A 14,229-nucleotide genomic window follows, 5' to 3' on the forward strand; every position below is an offset into this window, starting at 1 on the left:
GACCAACAACCAGATCCTCCGCGTCATGCTGAACACCATCGGCGCCCCCGTCGACGGCGCCAAGTGGAACAACGCCATCGGCTACGGCATCGTCCGCCCTCGCATCGCCCTCCAGAACCCCGGCGACCCCGGCCCGGCGGACGTCTACCCCCTCCCCGACCTCGCGGCGGCCGAGAAGTCCGCGTCCCCCACCCCGACCCCGTCGGCGAAGGCGAGCGAACCGGCGAAAACCGTGGCCGCCGCGAAGAAGGACGACGACGGAACCCCCTGGCTGGGCATCGGCCTCGGCATCGCCGCCCTCGCGGCAGCCGGCGCGGCGGCAACCGTCGTTGCCCGCAAACGCCGCACCACCCCACCCACCCCTCAACACCCCCAGAACCAACCGCACCCGGCACCCCAACAAGGCTTCGGCCCACCCCCGCCCATGCCGGGCAACGTCCCCCCGAACCAAGGCCCCGGCCCTTCCTGAACGCGTGAAGGCCGCCGCGTCCTGTCGCGCCCACTGAGCACGGCACCTCAGCCGACGCCCACCAGGACACGACGGCCTCTTGCGAACCCGTCACCCTCCCCGAACCGATCCTTACCTTCTACGGTTCTTGCCGGTGGAGACCGGACACCTGAGCCCTTCCCGAACCCCACCCGGCACCTCCGCGTATCCGGAATCGGAAACACCTCCGCGAATACTTCACACCCGCAAGCCGATCAGCTCGAAACACCCATCCTGATTCTCTTACCGAGTTGCTAACTTGTACCGGAGCCCGGGGACGCGTGGCCACGGGAGTGGTGCCGTACGGAGGACAGCCGCGGCGGCGAGCCGCACACGGGGAAGGTGGCGGGCCGATGGCCTGGGACGAGTGGGAGCAGCTGAAGGCGGGTGCGCTGGAGCGACAGCAGGGCTCCGGCATGCAGCTGAACGGCGTGGACAACGGCACGGGCCGCCAGGGAGACGCGCCGGCGATGCCGGATTCGTACGGCGTTCTCAAGGTCTCCCAGAAAGACCTCGCCGCGATCGGCAAGTCGGCGCACACCCTCTTCGACGACCTCTGGAACAAGGCCCGCGTCCCGGTGCCGTCCAGCGACTCCGCGGCGACCGACCTCACCCAGCAGGGCTTCGCCCTCGGCGGCGCGCTCCAGCACGTGTCGAACCGCTGGGAGGCCCAGCTCAAGTCCCTGATGGACGCGTGTTCGCACATCTCGAACCACATGCACGTGACGAAGAAGCTGCACGCGGGGGACGACGACTACATCGCGCGGATGGCCAGCAGCATCAGCGTCCTGGACGCCGGCTTCGACGAACGGGTGGGCGCCCCGGGTGCCCCCAACCCCGTCTACGGCGAGCCGAAGAAGAAGGAGTGAGGAGCGGCGTACTCCCGGACGGCCCGGCCGTCCCGCTCCGCCGCCGACCGACCTTCTCACCCAGGAATGGCCCCTCGTGAAATTCGACGCCCTCTACCACGCCAACTTCGCTCTCCTCTCCGACGCCGTCACCGACTGGGGAACCCTCGTCCACAGCCTCGAACAGCTCCAGAAGGACGCGGAGGACGGCCTGCACAAGGCCGCCAACAAGGCCAACTGGGCCGGCGTGAACTCCCAGGTCAGCAGGGAGTTCATCGGCAAGACGGCCGGCGAGTTCGCCGACGCCCACACCCAGGCGAACAGCATCTACCGGATCCTGAACGACACCCTCGGCGAACTCAAGGGCTTCCACCAGCAGTTGACGACGGCCGTGCAGACCGCCCGCACCAAGGGCTTCACCGTCCTCCCTTCCGGCGACGGCTTCATGGTCACCCTGACGACCCGCCCCCAGGACCCCTCCGGCAAGGAACCCGACCGCACGGCGGAGATGACGGGCGTCCGCGACGACATCCAGAAGATCCTCAACCAGGCGTCCACGAGCGACAGTTCAGCCGCCACCGTCCTCAAGGCCCTCGTGGACCAGAGCGAGTTGGGCTTCTCGGGAGCCGACTACAAGGACCGGGACTCCGCGGCGGCGGCCGTCAAAGAGGCCGACGACCTCGCCAGGCTGGCGAAGAAGGACCCCCACGACCTCACGGTCAAGGAGTTCGACCAGCTCAACGCGGGCTTCAAGAAGTACGCCGACGACCCGCTGTTCGCCGAACGGTTCGCCACGGCCCTCGGCCCGCAGAAGACCCTGGAGTTCTGGTCCGGCCTCACCGACGGCCGCAACTACGACGTCGTCGGCGAACGCCGCGACCAACTCGACGACCTCCAGCGCGGCTTGAGCCTCACCCTGGCCGGTGCCTCGCAGAGCGACTCCACGGCGATGAACGCCTGGAAGAACGACATGACCGGCCTCGGAGCGAAGAGGATCGGCAGCGACAGCGGCCCCATGGGCTTCCAGGTCATGAGCAACCTGATGCGCGTGGGCGACTACGACGACAAGTTCCTCACCTCATACGGCAACCGCATGATGGCCACCGAGAAGGAACTCACCGGATACGGCCAACAGCCCAACCGCTTCTGGCAGTTCGGCGGCGCCGGCGGCACCGTCCAACGCCTCAACTTCCTCGGCGACGACACCGGCGCCGACCCGCTGACCGGCTACATGCGGGCTCTCTCCAACAGCCCCGACGCAGCCACCGCCTTCTTCAACGAGGACTACGTCACCAAGGACGACCCCGACAACCCCTTCGAGCGAGACTCGGACGACGAGAACGACTACAAGGGCAAGGTCGGCCTCTCCAACTTTCAGTACCTCTTCGAAGAACGGGACTGGCCCCAGGAAACCAGCCTCGAAGGCGACGACCTCCACACCGGCCAGAACTACATGGCGATGGCGCTGGAGGCGGCCACGACCGGGCATCCGGCGGGGGAGATGCCGACCGTCGACACACCGGCACACAACAGCGAACAGACACGGCTTTTCGAATCCATCGTCTCGTCGATCGCGGACAGTCCGGAAAGGCTCACGGACAACGGATATATGTCGGACAGTGTCGGACAGATCACTTCCGAATATCTCCCCGATATCAATCGCGCGATGACGGACGACGATGACGGAGACACGAACAGGCTGTTCCCGGTGGCCGGAGCATCCGCCACGCTCAATCATCGGGACGTGACGGCATTGCTGATCTCTGTCGGCCAGAATCCCGAGGGGTACGCGGCGGTCGAAGTGGGAAACAAGGCCTACATGGCGAACCTGATGGACTATCACATGAATCCGGATCTGTCTCCCGGAAGTCGGTATTCCCAGGACACGCAGTTCGCCATCGAGCAGATCGCTCACGGATCGGGTGAGGTTTCGGGGACCCTCGCCATCGGGCGGCAAGAAGCGATCGCCGGTCCGGCCGACGAGGACGACAAGGCTTACGAGCATTCCGTCGCCCAATGGAAGAACACCGCTTCGGGGGCGATCGGCACAGGCATCGGTGTCGGCGTCTCATTCATCGCGACTCCGGTGGGCGGCGCGGTCGCCGGTGGTGTCGCGGGATCCGTCAGCAGCCTGGTTCTCGAAGAACTGTTCCAGGATGCGGAGGGGCACGCGAAGGACGACGCCGGGGCTGCCATGGGGGAGCAGTGGGAGACGGGCGTGGACCAGAACTCGGCCTACACGGAGCGAGCGGCCGAAATCGCGGCCAAGGCCCACAACCGGACCGACTTGCAGGACGACAGTATCGACGAGAAGGCGCGTGCCGCCGCGCAGCAGGGCTTCAGGGCTGCGGGGGCCAATTCTCAGTTCATGACACCCCACCTCAAGACCGATATCTGACCCTGAGAGGGATTTCTCGTGCTCCGGCGACTCGCTCGACGTAAGTGGCGTACTCGTTTCCTTGCCCTCACTGCCGCGGCTTCGGCTGGAGTACTGGCTGTCTCGGCGTGTTCAAAGGGAAACGGAGAGGACAAGAAGAACTACACCGTTCCCAGCGCCCTGTGCGGAATCAAGACGGACCCCGAACTCGTGGACCCGTTCCTGCCCGGCGGCGACTCCATCGCGGTGAAGTCGGCGACTCTCAGTGGTGGGGCAAGTCGATGTGATGTGACCGTCGATGGCAAGGTCGCCGTTCGGGAGATTTTTACGTGGTGGGGGGATCGGGAAAGTGTCGTCACCGTTGCTGCGGCATATGCGAAGACCGACGGCGGGAAAGTGACCGATGACGAACGCTATCTCTATTCAGGCGTCGGAGCTGTCGGTAAGACCTCGGAATCCTGCAAGTCGACGGAACATCCTGATCAGGACCTGTACGGCGTGGTCCAGGTGTTCGCTGACGGGCGGTCGGATCCGGAGGCCATGAAGGCGCTGGTCGCGTCGTACGTCAAGGGCCTTGAGGCGTCCGCTGAATGTGGTTGACCAGTGTGTTCGGTCACTGCCTGCTGGAGACGGCGAAGCCGTCGATCGCCATGTAGATCATCAGGCCGGCCAGGAGGACGAACAGGATGCGGACCGTGATGAAGGCCGAGTCGGGGAGCTCCTCGCCCCGGGGGTTGAACCGGGCCCGCCAGGCGCGTACGCGGTCCGTCTTGACGCAGGCCATCAGCAGAAGCACCGCGGCCAGGACCAGTCCGATGACGCTGAGCTGGTCGAGTGCGTTCATGCCGTTCTCTCCTGAGGTCTGACGTCGTCGGGGGAACTCCGCTCAAGAGTCTGCCGTGGGGGAGGGATCGGGCGCCAGGGCCGGCGTCCTGGCCGGATCTGATGGATTTACTGGGGCTTGGTGGTTGTGGGGGACTGGAAGGGGCGGTGTGGTGTGTTTACGTGGTGACAGGTCGTTCCGGGAGTGTTGTCACGGAGGTGGGTGGCCATGGGTGGTGCCGCTGTGCGGCTGGTGGCGGCGTTGGAGTCGGTGATGGGGGAGGAGGTACCGGTCAGGATCCGGGCTTGGGACGGGTCCGTGGCCGGGAAGGAGGGGGCGCCCACGCTGGTGGTGCGGAATCGGCGGGCCCTGCGGAGGCTGCTGTTCAAGCCGGGGGAGCTGGGGCTGGCGCGGGCCTGGGTGGCGGGGGACATCGGGATCGAGGGGGATCTGTACCGGGCGCTCGAACTGCTGGCGGGCGTCATCTGGGAGCGGGGGGAGGAGGCGCCGGGGCTGGCGCAGCTCGTACGGCGGGCCGATTTCCGGCGGGGAGTCGCCGGGCTCGTCCGGCTCGGCGGGGTGCCTCTGCCGCCCGCGCCGCCGAAGGAGGAGGCCCGGCGCGTACGGCATCTGCACACGCGGAACACGGACCGGCGGGCCATCAGCCACCACTACGACGTCGGGAACGAGTTCTACGCCCTCGTCCTCGGGCCCTCCCTGGTCTACTCCTGCGCCTACTGGGACGAGGGCGCCTCCCTTGAGGACGCCCAGCGGGACAAGCTCGACCTCGTCTGCCGGAAGCTGGGCGTCCGGGAGGGGCAGCGGGTGCTCGACGTCGGCTGCGGGTGGGGGTCGTTCGCCATCCACGCCGCGCGGGAGTACGGGGCCCGGGTCGTCGGCGTGACGCTCTCGCAGGAGCAGGCCGCACTCGCGCGCAAGCGCGTCGCCGACGCCGGGCTGACCGAGCTCGTCGAGATCCGCGTGCAGGACTACCGGGACGTGGACGACGGTCCCTACGACGCGATCTCGTCCATCGGCATGGCCGAACACGTGGGCGCCGAGAAGTACCTGGAGTACGCCCGTCAGCTCCACCACCTCCTCGCGCCCGGCGGCAGGCTGCTCAACCACCAGATCGCGCGGCGGCCCCAGGGGGACGAAGCCTCGTACCACGTCGACTCGTTCATCGACGCGTACGTCTTTCCCGACGGCGAACTCGCGCCGATCGGCACCACCGTCACACAGCTGGAGCGCGCCGGGTTCGAGGTGCGGGACGTCGAGTCGCTCCGGGAGCACTACGCGCTGACCCTGCGGCGCTGGGTGCGGAACCTGGAGGCCGGGTGGGACCGGGCGGCGGAACTCGCCGGGCCGGGACGCGCGAGAGTCTGGCAGCTCTACATGGCCGCCTCCGCCCTCGCCTTCGAACGCAACCGCATAGGGGTCAACCAGGTGCTGGCGGTACGGACTTCGGACGACGGCGACTCGGGGCTGCCGCTACGGTCCCGGGTCTGGGCGGGCTAGCCGAGCCGAACCTCCGAGACACCGGCCCGCACAAGCCCGCCCCCTCACCCCCGGCCCTCATAAATAGGAAGCGGGGCGGTCTCCACCCCCGTCAGGGAGACCGCCCCGCTCCATCCCGCCCCGCTACTCCGACTTGATCGCCCCCAGCATGTTCAGCCGCGCAGCGCGCCGCGCCGGCCACAGGGCCGCGAGGACGCCCACGGCGCCGGCGAGCGCGAGGAAGACGGCGATCCGCGCCCAGGGGAGGACGAGTTCGTACGTCGGCAGGCTCGTCCCCATCAGTTCGCCCGCGGCCCAGCCGAAGAAGACCCCGAGGCCGATGCCGAGGACCCCGCCGAAGAGGGAGATGACGAGGGACTCCAGGCGGACCATCCGCTTGATGCCCCGCCGGTCGAGCCCGATCGCGCGGAGCATCCCGATCTCCTGGGATCGCTCGAAGACGGACATCGCGAGGGTGTTGACGACCCCGAGGACGGCGACGATGACGGCCATCGCGAGCAGCCCGTACAGCATGTTCAGCAGCAGCGTGAAGAACTGGGCGATCTGGTTGGAGATGTCCTTCTTGCTCTGGACCTGGATCCCGGGGTTGTCCCCGAGCGCCTTCACCAGGGCGGACTTCGCCTCGGCCGACGTGCCCCCGGCGGTCTTGACCATGACCTTCATGTCGGTGACGTCGGTCTGGTGCGGCGCGAGCGTCGCCGCGTCCAGGAGGATGCCGCGCAGGAATTCGTTGCTCTCGTAGATCCCGCCGACCGTGAGCCGCTGGCTCTTGCCGTCCTCGTAGTGGACGGTGAACGCCGAACCCGGCTTCCAGTCGTGCATGCCGGCCGTGTGCTTGTCGACGACGACCTTCGTGCCGCCGATCTCGAAGCGGCCCTCCTCGACCTTCGGGCTGATCAGCTCGCCGACCGTCGAGCTGTCCACCCCGGTCAGGTACTCCTGGTCGCCGTCGATCCGGGACGGCGAGTTGCGCATCGGGCTGGTCGCCCGGACGCCGGACGCGGTCTTGAGCTTCTTCTCCACGTCCGGTGTGAGGCTGTTGCCGTTGACCATGGAGACGACGTAGTCCGCGCGGATCGCGTCGGACGCCATCTTCTCGATCGCCTTCTGGAGGCTTCCGGCGATCACCGTCATGCCCGTGATCAGCGTCAGGCCGATCATCAGCGCGGACGCGGTGGCGGCCGTACGGCGCGGGTTGCGCACCGAGTTCTGGCGGGCCAGCTTCCCGGAGATCCCGAAGCCGCGCATCAGGGGCCCGGCGGCGGCGATCAGCGGGCGCGACAGCAGCGGGGTGAGGATGAAGACGCCGATGATCAGCAGGACCGCGCCGATCCCCATGGCGGTCTGCGCCTCGGTGCCGCTCATCGTCGTGGCCGCCAGGACCGTCCCTGCGCCCGCCGCCGAGACCAGCGAGCCGAGGGTGTTGCGGACGACGAGGGAGCGCGTCGTCGCCTGCGCGTGCAGGCTGCTCATCGCGGCGACCGGCGGGATCTTCGCGGCGCGGCGGCCCGGCAGCCAGGCGGCGAGCATCGTGATGACGACGCCGACGACCAGCGCGGAGACGATCGTGCCGGACGAGATGATCAGCGGGCCGTCCGGGATGATCGCGCCGGTCTGCTCCAGCAGTGCGCGCAGGCCCGCGCCGATGCCGATGCCCGCGACCAGGCCGGTGACCCCGGCGACCGTGCCGACCACGAACGCCTCGATCAGCACCGACCGCGTCACCTGACGCCGGGAGGCGCCGACCGCGCGCAGCAGGGCCAGCTCCTTCGTGCGCTGCGCGACCAGCATCGTGAAGGTGTTCGCGATGATGAACGTGCCGACGAACAGGGAGATCCCGGCGAAGACCAGCAGGCCCTGCTTGAGGCCGCTCATCGACGCGGAGATCATCTGCGCCTGGTCGGCGGCGAGCTGGTCGCTCGTCGTCGTCTCGATCTTGTCCGCCGGGAGCGCCTTGTCGAGGGCCGACTTGAGGGCCGTCTGCGAGACGCCGGGGGCGGCCTTGACGTCGATCTCGTCGTACGTGCCCGTCTTGCCGAAGAGCTTCTGGGCCGTCGCCGTGTCGAAGAGGGTGAGGCTGCCGCCCGCCGCGACGTTCCCGTCCTTCGTCGTGAAGATGCCGGAGATCACCGGCGTGAGGACGGGGCCGTCGACCGAGATGCGGACGGTGTCGCCGACCTGGTAGCCGGCGCGCCTGGCGGTGTCGGCGTCCATCGCGATCTCGTCGGCGCCCTCGGGGGCCTTCCCGCTGGTCAGCGGGTAGCGGGCGTCCGCGTCGCCCCAGTAGTTGGCGCCCTGGGAGGAGAAGCCGTCGCCGATCAGGTCGCCGTCCTTGCCGGCGATCGCGGTGAAGCCGGTCACCACGCCGGTCGCGGACGCGGCGCCCGGCACGGAGGCGGCCCGCTTCAGCAGGGCGTCCGTCAGCTCGGGGTCCTTGGCCACCTTGGTGTCGGTGGCCTTCTGGGCCCGGGGCTGTACGGCGACGTCGACCTGGTCGAAGCCCTTCGCGGAGCTGTTCTCCAGGGCGTTGGACAGGGTGTTGGTGAAGACCAGGGTCCCCGAGACGAAGGCGACGCCGAGCATGACCGCGAGGACGGTCATCAGGAGGCGGGCCTTGTGCGCGAGGACGTTGCGCAGGGCGGTGCGGAACATCAGCTCGTACGGCCCTTCGCGTCGAACTGCTTCATGAGGTCGAGGACCGAGTCGGCCGTCGGGCCGTACATCTCGTCGACCACCCGGCCGTCCGCCAGGAAGATCACGCGGTCCGCGTACGACGCGGCGACCGGGTCGTGGGTCACCATCACGACCGTCTGGCCCAGTTCCCGCACGGAGTTGCGCAGGAAGCCGAGGACCTCGGCGCCCGAGCGGGAGTCGAGGTTTCCGGTCGGCTCGTCGCCGAAGACGATGTCCGGGCGGGAGGCCAACGCCCTGGCCACGGCGACGCGCTGCTGCTGGCCGCCGGAGAGCTGGGACGGGCGGTGGCTGAGACGGCCCGACAGGCCGACCATCGAGATGACCGTTTCCAGCCACTGCTTGTCGGGCTTTCGGCCCGCGATGTCCATCGGCAGCGTGATGTTCTCCAGCGCCGTCAGCGTCGGCAGCAGGTTGAACGCCTGGAAGATGAAGCCGATCTTGTCCCGGCGGAGTTTCGTGAGCTGCTTGTCCTTCAGCGAGCCGAGCTCCGTGTCCCCGATGCGGACCGAGCCGGAGGAGAAGGTGTCGAGCCCGGCGACGCAGTGCATGAGCGTCGACTTGCCGGAGCCCGAGGGGCCCATGATCGCGGTGAACTGGGCCTGGTGGAAGTCGACGGAGACCCGATCCAGGGCGACCACCCGGGTTTCGCCCTGTCCGTAGATCTTCGAGAGATCCGTGGCTCGGGCGGCCACGGCGGCGGTCGGCCGCGCTGCGAGGGGAGTGGTGGTCACGGAAGTCGCTCCTGAGGACGGGGTCGGGACTCGTCCATCGTCGGCGGCGCGCACCGTGGTTGTAGTCACTCTTCGGTTCCGTATCTCGCACCCGACTCCGGAGTGACAAGGGGCGGTCTTGTCATACCTGGGTATGACCCCCGACCCTGACACCGGAGGTGACGGTGAGAACACGGTGTGCGGCGGGGAGTGTTTGTCGAGAACCGGTGGAGCGCCCTCGTTCAGACGGTGAAATTCCGTCATTCCGCGTACACGCGCGGTGATCGCCGGTCAGGCTACTGGCAAGTGCGTATGGCCTGTTCCATGGTCTGATGCTCCCTCAGACATCAATAAAATAAGACAACATCGGTTCCCCCGGCCGCTGTTGGGGAGGGGCGTCCCGATAGGCTCGGGGCGCGACGACGCGGAGCCCTTGGCCAGCCCAGATGGTGGAATGCAGACACGGCGAGCTTAAACCTCGCTGCCCCGAAGCGGGCGTGCCGGTTCAAGTCCGGCTCTGGGCACCTCCGCTCCCGCCGTCGGCCGCGCGGTCCCCCTTGGTTGACTGCGCCGTCCATCAAGGCGTTGGCCCCACCCTCGCGAACCGTTGACACTCCCTGAACGCGGGCGCAGACTCATGGGCGGAGATCAGTGAAGGAAACTTCACTGCGCGAACAGCCTTGAGGGAAGGGAACGTTCGATGCGCACCACCGTCGGCATCATCGGAGCCGGACCCGCCGGACTCCTCCTCGCCCGGCTGCTGCGCGTCGCCGGCATCGACTCCGTAGTACTGGAGAGCCACGACCGGGAGTACGTCGAGCACCGGCAGCGCGCCGGAATCCTGGAACAGGGAACCGTCGACGTCCTGCGCGCGGCCGGCGCGGCGGAGCGCCTCGACCGGGAAGGGCTGCGGCACGACGGCATCGAGCTGCGCTACGACCGCCGCCGGCACCGCGTCGACTTCCCCGCGCTCACCGGCGGGAAGTCCGTCACCGTCTACGCCCAGACCGAGGTCTGCAAGGACCTCATCGCCCTCCAGCTCGACGGCGGCGGACCGCTGCTGTTCGAGGCGGAGGCGATCACCGTGGAGGACCTGGAGGGAACGCGGCCCCGCGTCCGGTTCCGGCGCGCGGGCGCCGAGGAGACCCTGGAGTGCGAGTACGTCGTCGGCTGCGACGGGTTCTGGGGTATCACCCGGCGCCTCATACCCGAGAGCCACGCCCGGGTCTTCGAGCGGACGTACCCGTACGCCTGGCTCGGCATCCTCGCCGACGTACCCCCCTCGCACGACGAACTCGTCTACGCCCGCCACGAGCGCGGCTTCGCCCTCCTGTCCATGCGGTCGCCCTCCGTCTCCCGCCTCTACCTCCAGGTGCCCGCGGGCACGGACGCGGAGAGCTGGGCCGACGACGCGATCTGGGACGAACTCGACCGCCGCCTCGAAACGGACGACGACTGGACCCTGAGGCGTGGCCCCATCACCCAGAAGTCCGTCACCCCCATGCGGTCCTACGTCCACGAACCCCTGCGGTACGGCCGCCTCCTCCTGGCCGGCGACGCCGCCCACATCGTCCCCCCGACCGGCGCGAAGGGCCTCAACCTCGCCGTCGGCGACGTCGTCACCCTCGCCCGCGCGCTGGCCCACCAGCAGTCGACCGGCTCACCCGCACTCCTCGACACCTACTCCGCCGACTGCCTCCACCGCGTCTGGCAGGCCGAACGGTTCTCGTACGACATGACGACGATGCTCCACCGCGCGCCGGACACCGACCCCTTCGAGGAACGCCTCCAGCGGGCCCGCCTGGACCGGATCGCCGAGTCACGGGCGGCGAGTGCGGAGCTGGCGGAGGGGTACACGGGTTTCCTGTACTGACGAGATAAGCGGACGGTCTCCCCCCGGTTCCGGACGTGTCGCGACTTGGTCATGAATGAGGGCCGGGAGAGCCGGGAATCAAGGAACCGCGTAGCGTGTTGGCGCAACCACGGCGGAGAAAGATCCTCCTCAAGCACTAGGGTCAATCCTTTGCCGTTCCATTACTCTTGATGCCAAGGCCGCGCGAGGCGGCCATGGAGGAGTGAAATGAGGAGCAGAAACCCGGTCTTCTCGCGACGGGGCTTCAGCCGCGACAACGGCTACGCGGGCTTCAACGCCACGCCGCAGGCCGGGGGACCCGCTGTCGCCACGCAGGCGAACCCGTATGCCCAGCAGGCGGGTAACCCCTACGCGACGAACCCGTACGCCCAGCAGACCCAGCAAGGCGCCCCGCCGCAGACCGCGTCCGGCGCGATGACGATGGACGACGTCGTCTCCCGCACCGCGATGACGCTCGGCACGGTCATCGTGACCGCGGTCCTCGCCTGGCTCCTGCTGCCGGTCGACGAGGCCAACCTCAACAAGTCGTACGGCATCGCCATCGGCGCCGGTCTGATCGCGATGGTGCTGGCGCTCGTCCAGTCCTTCAAGCAGCGTCCGGCCCCCGCGCTGATCCTGGCGTACGCCGCCTTCGAGGGCGTCTTCCTCGGCGTCATCTCGGCGACCGTGTCGACGTACATCTCGGCGGGCGTCGTCACCCAGGCCGTGCTCGGCACGATGGCCGTCTCGGCCGGTGTGCTCGTCGCCTACAAGGCCGGCTGGATCCGCGTCAACCGGCGCTTCTACGGCTTCGTGATGGCCGCCGCGCTCGGCTTCGTCCTGCTGATGGCGATCAACATGCTGTTCGCCGTCTTCGGCGGCGGTGACGGCCTCGGCTTCCGCAGCGGCGGCCTCGGCATCGTCTTCGGCATCATCGGCATCCTGCTCGGCGCGTGCTTCCTCGCGCTGGACTTCAAGCAGGTCGAGGACGGGATCGCGTACGGCGCGCCCCGCGAGGAGGCGTGGCTCGCGGCGTTCGGGCTCACGATGACCCTCGTCTGGATCTACATGGAGTTCCTGCGGCTGCTCGCGATCCTTCAGGGCGGCGACGACTAGTCCTGAGGCAGTCGTAGTCCTGAGGTAGTCGGCAGGTAGTACCTGAGAGGGACCCCCCGGTTCGCGCCGCGGGGTCCCTTTCGTGTGCGGGCGCGTGTGCGCGGCTACCGGAGTTTGCGCGCGGCCCTCCTCAGGTCGTACTCATGGATGAGGGCTTTCGCGTGGCCGTACGCCAGGTTGTGTTCGTGGCGCAGCCAGCTGACCTTCTCCTCGAAGCGGAGAGCGGGGCCTTCGTCTACGGTGCGCAGCCAGTCGGCTACTTCACGACCGGTGCAGTGGGGGATGCGGGCGAGCAGGTTGCGATGGGTCTCCTCGGAGAAGACTTGGGACATCGGCGCCTCCGGGGCGTTCGGGTGTAAGCCGGTCCTTCACGTCACCGTGCCTGAGGGTTCGCCCGTTGGCAACAGTCCCGTCCCGGGCGGGTGGCCGGAGGTCGTGGCGTAGGCTCGCCGCGTGGTGGATACGACGCCGTTGTTGCGCGCGGTTGATTTGTTCGCGGATCGATTGAGGGCGGCGCCTCAGAGCCGCCTCCAGCGGGGCGCTGCCGCTGAGGCTCTGCGGTTGGCCCAGGAGCTGGCGGCGTGGGCGCAGGCCGTGGAGGAGCCGGGGGTCCAGGCTCGGGTGATGCCCGATGCGGGGATGTTCGCGGTCGCCGATCAGATCACGGTGGCCGCGCATGATCTGGCGGTGGTGCTGAGGAGTGCGGGGGAGGTCGAGGAGGCGGTGCGGGTGGTGGAGGAGGCGCGGAAGAGGGCGGGGGTCTGATTCGTACGCGGCGGAGCCGCATAGCGATACAGCCCCGCGCCCCTGAAAACCGACAGCGACCGTCGTCTTTCAGGGGCGCGGGGAACTGCGCGACCAGCCACAACGGACCCGCAGCTGCTCACAAGCTCGCTATCACCCTGTCCGCCAGGATGTACACCGTCTCCTCGCCGCACTCGAACGTCAGCGTGTACGCCCCCGAGATCCCCGAGCCGCCCAGCAGGACCGGTGCGTGCCCGGCGGTCAGGGCGGAGGCCAGGCGTTCCGCCGTCTCCCGGTGGCCCGGCGTCATGCAGAGGGTCGTGCCGTCGGCGAAGACGTAGACGTCGAGGGTGCCCAGCGGGCCGGGGCGGACGTCGGTCAGTTCCACTCGCGCCGCCGCCAGCTCCTCCAGTGTGCTCACCGTCCGCTCGTGGTCGCCCATGACGGGGGACTGGACGGGGACGAAGTCGGGGTGGGAGGGGTGCCGGCGGCGGGCCGCGGCGAGTTCGGGGGAGTCGCCCGCCGTCAACTCGTCCGCGTCGGAGGGGAGTTCACCGACCGGCTCCAGACCCACCGGCTCCAGCCCCACCGCCTCCAGGCCCACGAAGTCGCTCTGCCGGGGCAGGAAGAGCTCGCTGTCGGGGAGCCCGAGGAGAGAGGGCGCGTCGGTGACGTCACGCGCCTCCTGCGCGGCCCAGAACGCGCGCGCCTCGGCCAGCTCACGCTCCCGCTCCTCCGCGAGCGCCTCCGCGACGGCCGCGCGTATCCCGTCGGTGTCGGAGCTGCGCGCGGCGGGTACGAGACCGTGCGCGAGGGCGGCGTGGTCGTCCGCGAGCTGGAGGCTCAGCGCCTTGACCTGGCGGCGCAGCGCCAGCAGGGTGCGCAGGACGGCGACACCCACGGCGCCGGTAGCGGCCGTGGTGACCAGCAGGGCGATCGGCAAGGCGCTCACTGACGTACTCCCGGTTCAAAGTCGACCCCCGACTTCCTACCTCAGCTTGGCGGGCGGACTCTCCCACTGTCAGTGCGTAACGTCACGAAACGGACAGGACTTTGGGCC

The 14,229-nt window shown here is 68.7% G+C and carries 13 protein-coding genes and 1 tRNA gene; 9 read left to right on the top strand and 5 right to left on the bottom strand.

The window, feature by feature from the left end:
* From PV682_RS37145 to PV682_RS37160, 4 genes are all read left to right on the top strand, one after another.
* Positions 1-469, top strand: a 469-nt coding sequence (locus tag PV682_RS37145) for a peptidase S8 and S53 subtilisin kexin sedolisin (RefSeq protein WP_319736151.1), incomplete at its 5' end; no start/stop codon positions are given.
* A gap of 371 nt (positions 470-840) precedes the next feature.
* A complete protein-coding gene (locus PV682_RS37150) occupies positions 841-1,356 on the top strand; it encodes a hypothetical protein (protein ID WP_319736152.1) in 516 nt (171 codons plus the stop codon).
* Positions 1,357-1,432: 76 nt separating this feature from the next.
* The gene (locus PV682_RS37155; RefSeq protein WP_319736153.1) at positions 1,433-3,733 is read left to right on the top strand and encodes a hypothetical protein; all 2,301 of its coding nucleotides are present in this window, start codon (positions 1,433-1,435) and stop codon (positions 3,731-3,733) included.
* Between the two features lie 18 nt (positions 3,734-3,751).
* On the top strand, positions 3,752-4,312 hold the full coding sequence (locus PV682_RS37160; protein WP_319736154.1) for a hypothetical protein: 561 nt from the start codon (positions 3,752-3,754) through the stop codon (positions 4,310-4,312).
* Positions 4,313-4,325: 13 nt separating this feature from the next.
* On the opposite strand, the gene PV682_RS37165 is transcribed toward PV682_RS37160, so the two are convergent.
* Positions 4,326-4,556 (bottom strand): hypothetical protein, encoded by a 231-nt coding sequence (locus PV682_RS37165; protein WP_319736155.1) that lies wholly within the window; start codon positions 4,554-4,556, stop codon positions 4,326-4,328.
* A gap of 207 nt (positions 4,557-4,763) precedes the next feature.
* Here PV682_RS37165 and PV682_RS37170 point away from each other — a divergent pair, with 207 nt between their 5' ends.
* Positions 4,764-6,053 (top strand): cyclopropane-fatty-acyl-phospholipid synthase family protein, encoded by a 1,290-nt coding sequence (locus tag PV682_RS37170; RefSeq protein ID WP_319736156.1) that lies wholly within the window; start codon positions 4,764-4,766, stop codon positions 6,051-6,053.
* A 123-nt stretch (positions 6,054-6,176) separates the two neighbouring features.
* Here PV682_RS37170 and PV682_RS37175 read toward each other — a convergent pair whose 3' ends face one another.
* Entirely contained in the window at positions 6,177-8,705 is a 2,529-nt protein-coding gene (locus tag PV682_RS37175; protein WP_319736157.1) for an ABC transporter permease, read from the bottom strand.
* Positions 8,705-9,478, bottom strand: a complete 774-nt coding sequence (locus PV682_RS37180) for an ABC transporter ATP-binding protein (RefSeq protein WP_055722702.1) — start codon at positions 9,476-9,478, stop codon at positions 8,705-8,707. Before PV682_RS37180 ends, PV682_RS37175 begins: the two co-directional genes overlap by 1 nt.
* A 419-nt stretch (positions 9,479-9,897) precedes the next feature.
* Between PV682_RS37180 and PV682_RS37185 the strand changes: the two genes are divergently transcribed.
* The 3 genes from PV682_RS37185 (at position 9,898) to PV682_RS37195 (ending at position 12,425) form a co-directional block, all read left to right on the top strand.
* A tRNA-Leu gene (locus tag PV682_RS37185) sits at positions 9,898-9,981 on the top strand.
* Between the two features lie 176 nt (positions 9,982-10,157).
* Positions 10,158-11,330 carry a 4-hydroxybenzoate 3-monooxygenase gene (locus tag PV682_RS37190; protein ID WP_319736158.1) on the top strand — a complete coding sequence of 391 codons (1,173 nt, stop codon included), beginning with the start codon at positions 10,158-10,160 and terminating at the stop codon, positions 11,328-11,330.
* Positions 11,331-11,537: 207 nt separating this feature from the next.
* Positions 11,538-12,425 (top strand): Bax inhibitor-1/YccA family protein, encoded by an 888-nt coding sequence (locus PV682_RS37195; protein ID WP_319736159.1) that lies wholly within the window; start codon positions 11,538-11,540, stop codon positions 12,423-12,425.
* 104 nt (positions 12,426-12,529) lie between these two features.
* On the opposite strand, the gene PV682_RS37200 is transcribed toward PV682_RS37195, so the two are convergent.
* A complete protein-coding gene (locus PV682_RS37200; protein ID WP_055722699.1) occupies positions 12,530-12,757 on the bottom strand; it encodes a DUF4287 domain-containing protein in 228 nt (75 codons plus the stop codon).
* 121 nt (positions 12,758-12,878) lie between these two features.
* Between PV682_RS37200 and PV682_RS37205 the strand changes: the two genes are divergently transcribed.
* Positions 12,879-13,190: a hypothetical protein gene (locus tag PV682_RS37205; RefSeq protein ID WP_319736160.1), complete on the top strand. Its 312-nt coding sequence runs from the start codon at positions 12,879-12,881 to the stop codon at positions 13,188-13,190.
* A 118-nt stretch (positions 13,191-13,308) separates the two neighbouring features.
* On the opposite strand, the gene PV682_RS37210 is transcribed toward PV682_RS37205, so the two are convergent.
* On the bottom strand, positions 13,309-14,121 hold the full coding sequence (locus PV682_RS37210; RefSeq protein ID WP_319736161.1) for a hypothetical protein: 813 nt from the start codon (positions 14,119-14,121) through the stop codon (positions 13,309-13,311).
* Positions 14,122-14,229: the final 108 nt, after the last annotated feature.

It is taken from the genome of Streptomyces niveiscabiei (assembly GCF_033794345.1).
GTDB lineage: Bacteria > Actinomycetota > Actinomycetes > Streptomycetales > Streptomycetaceae > Streptomyces > Streptomyces niveiscabiei.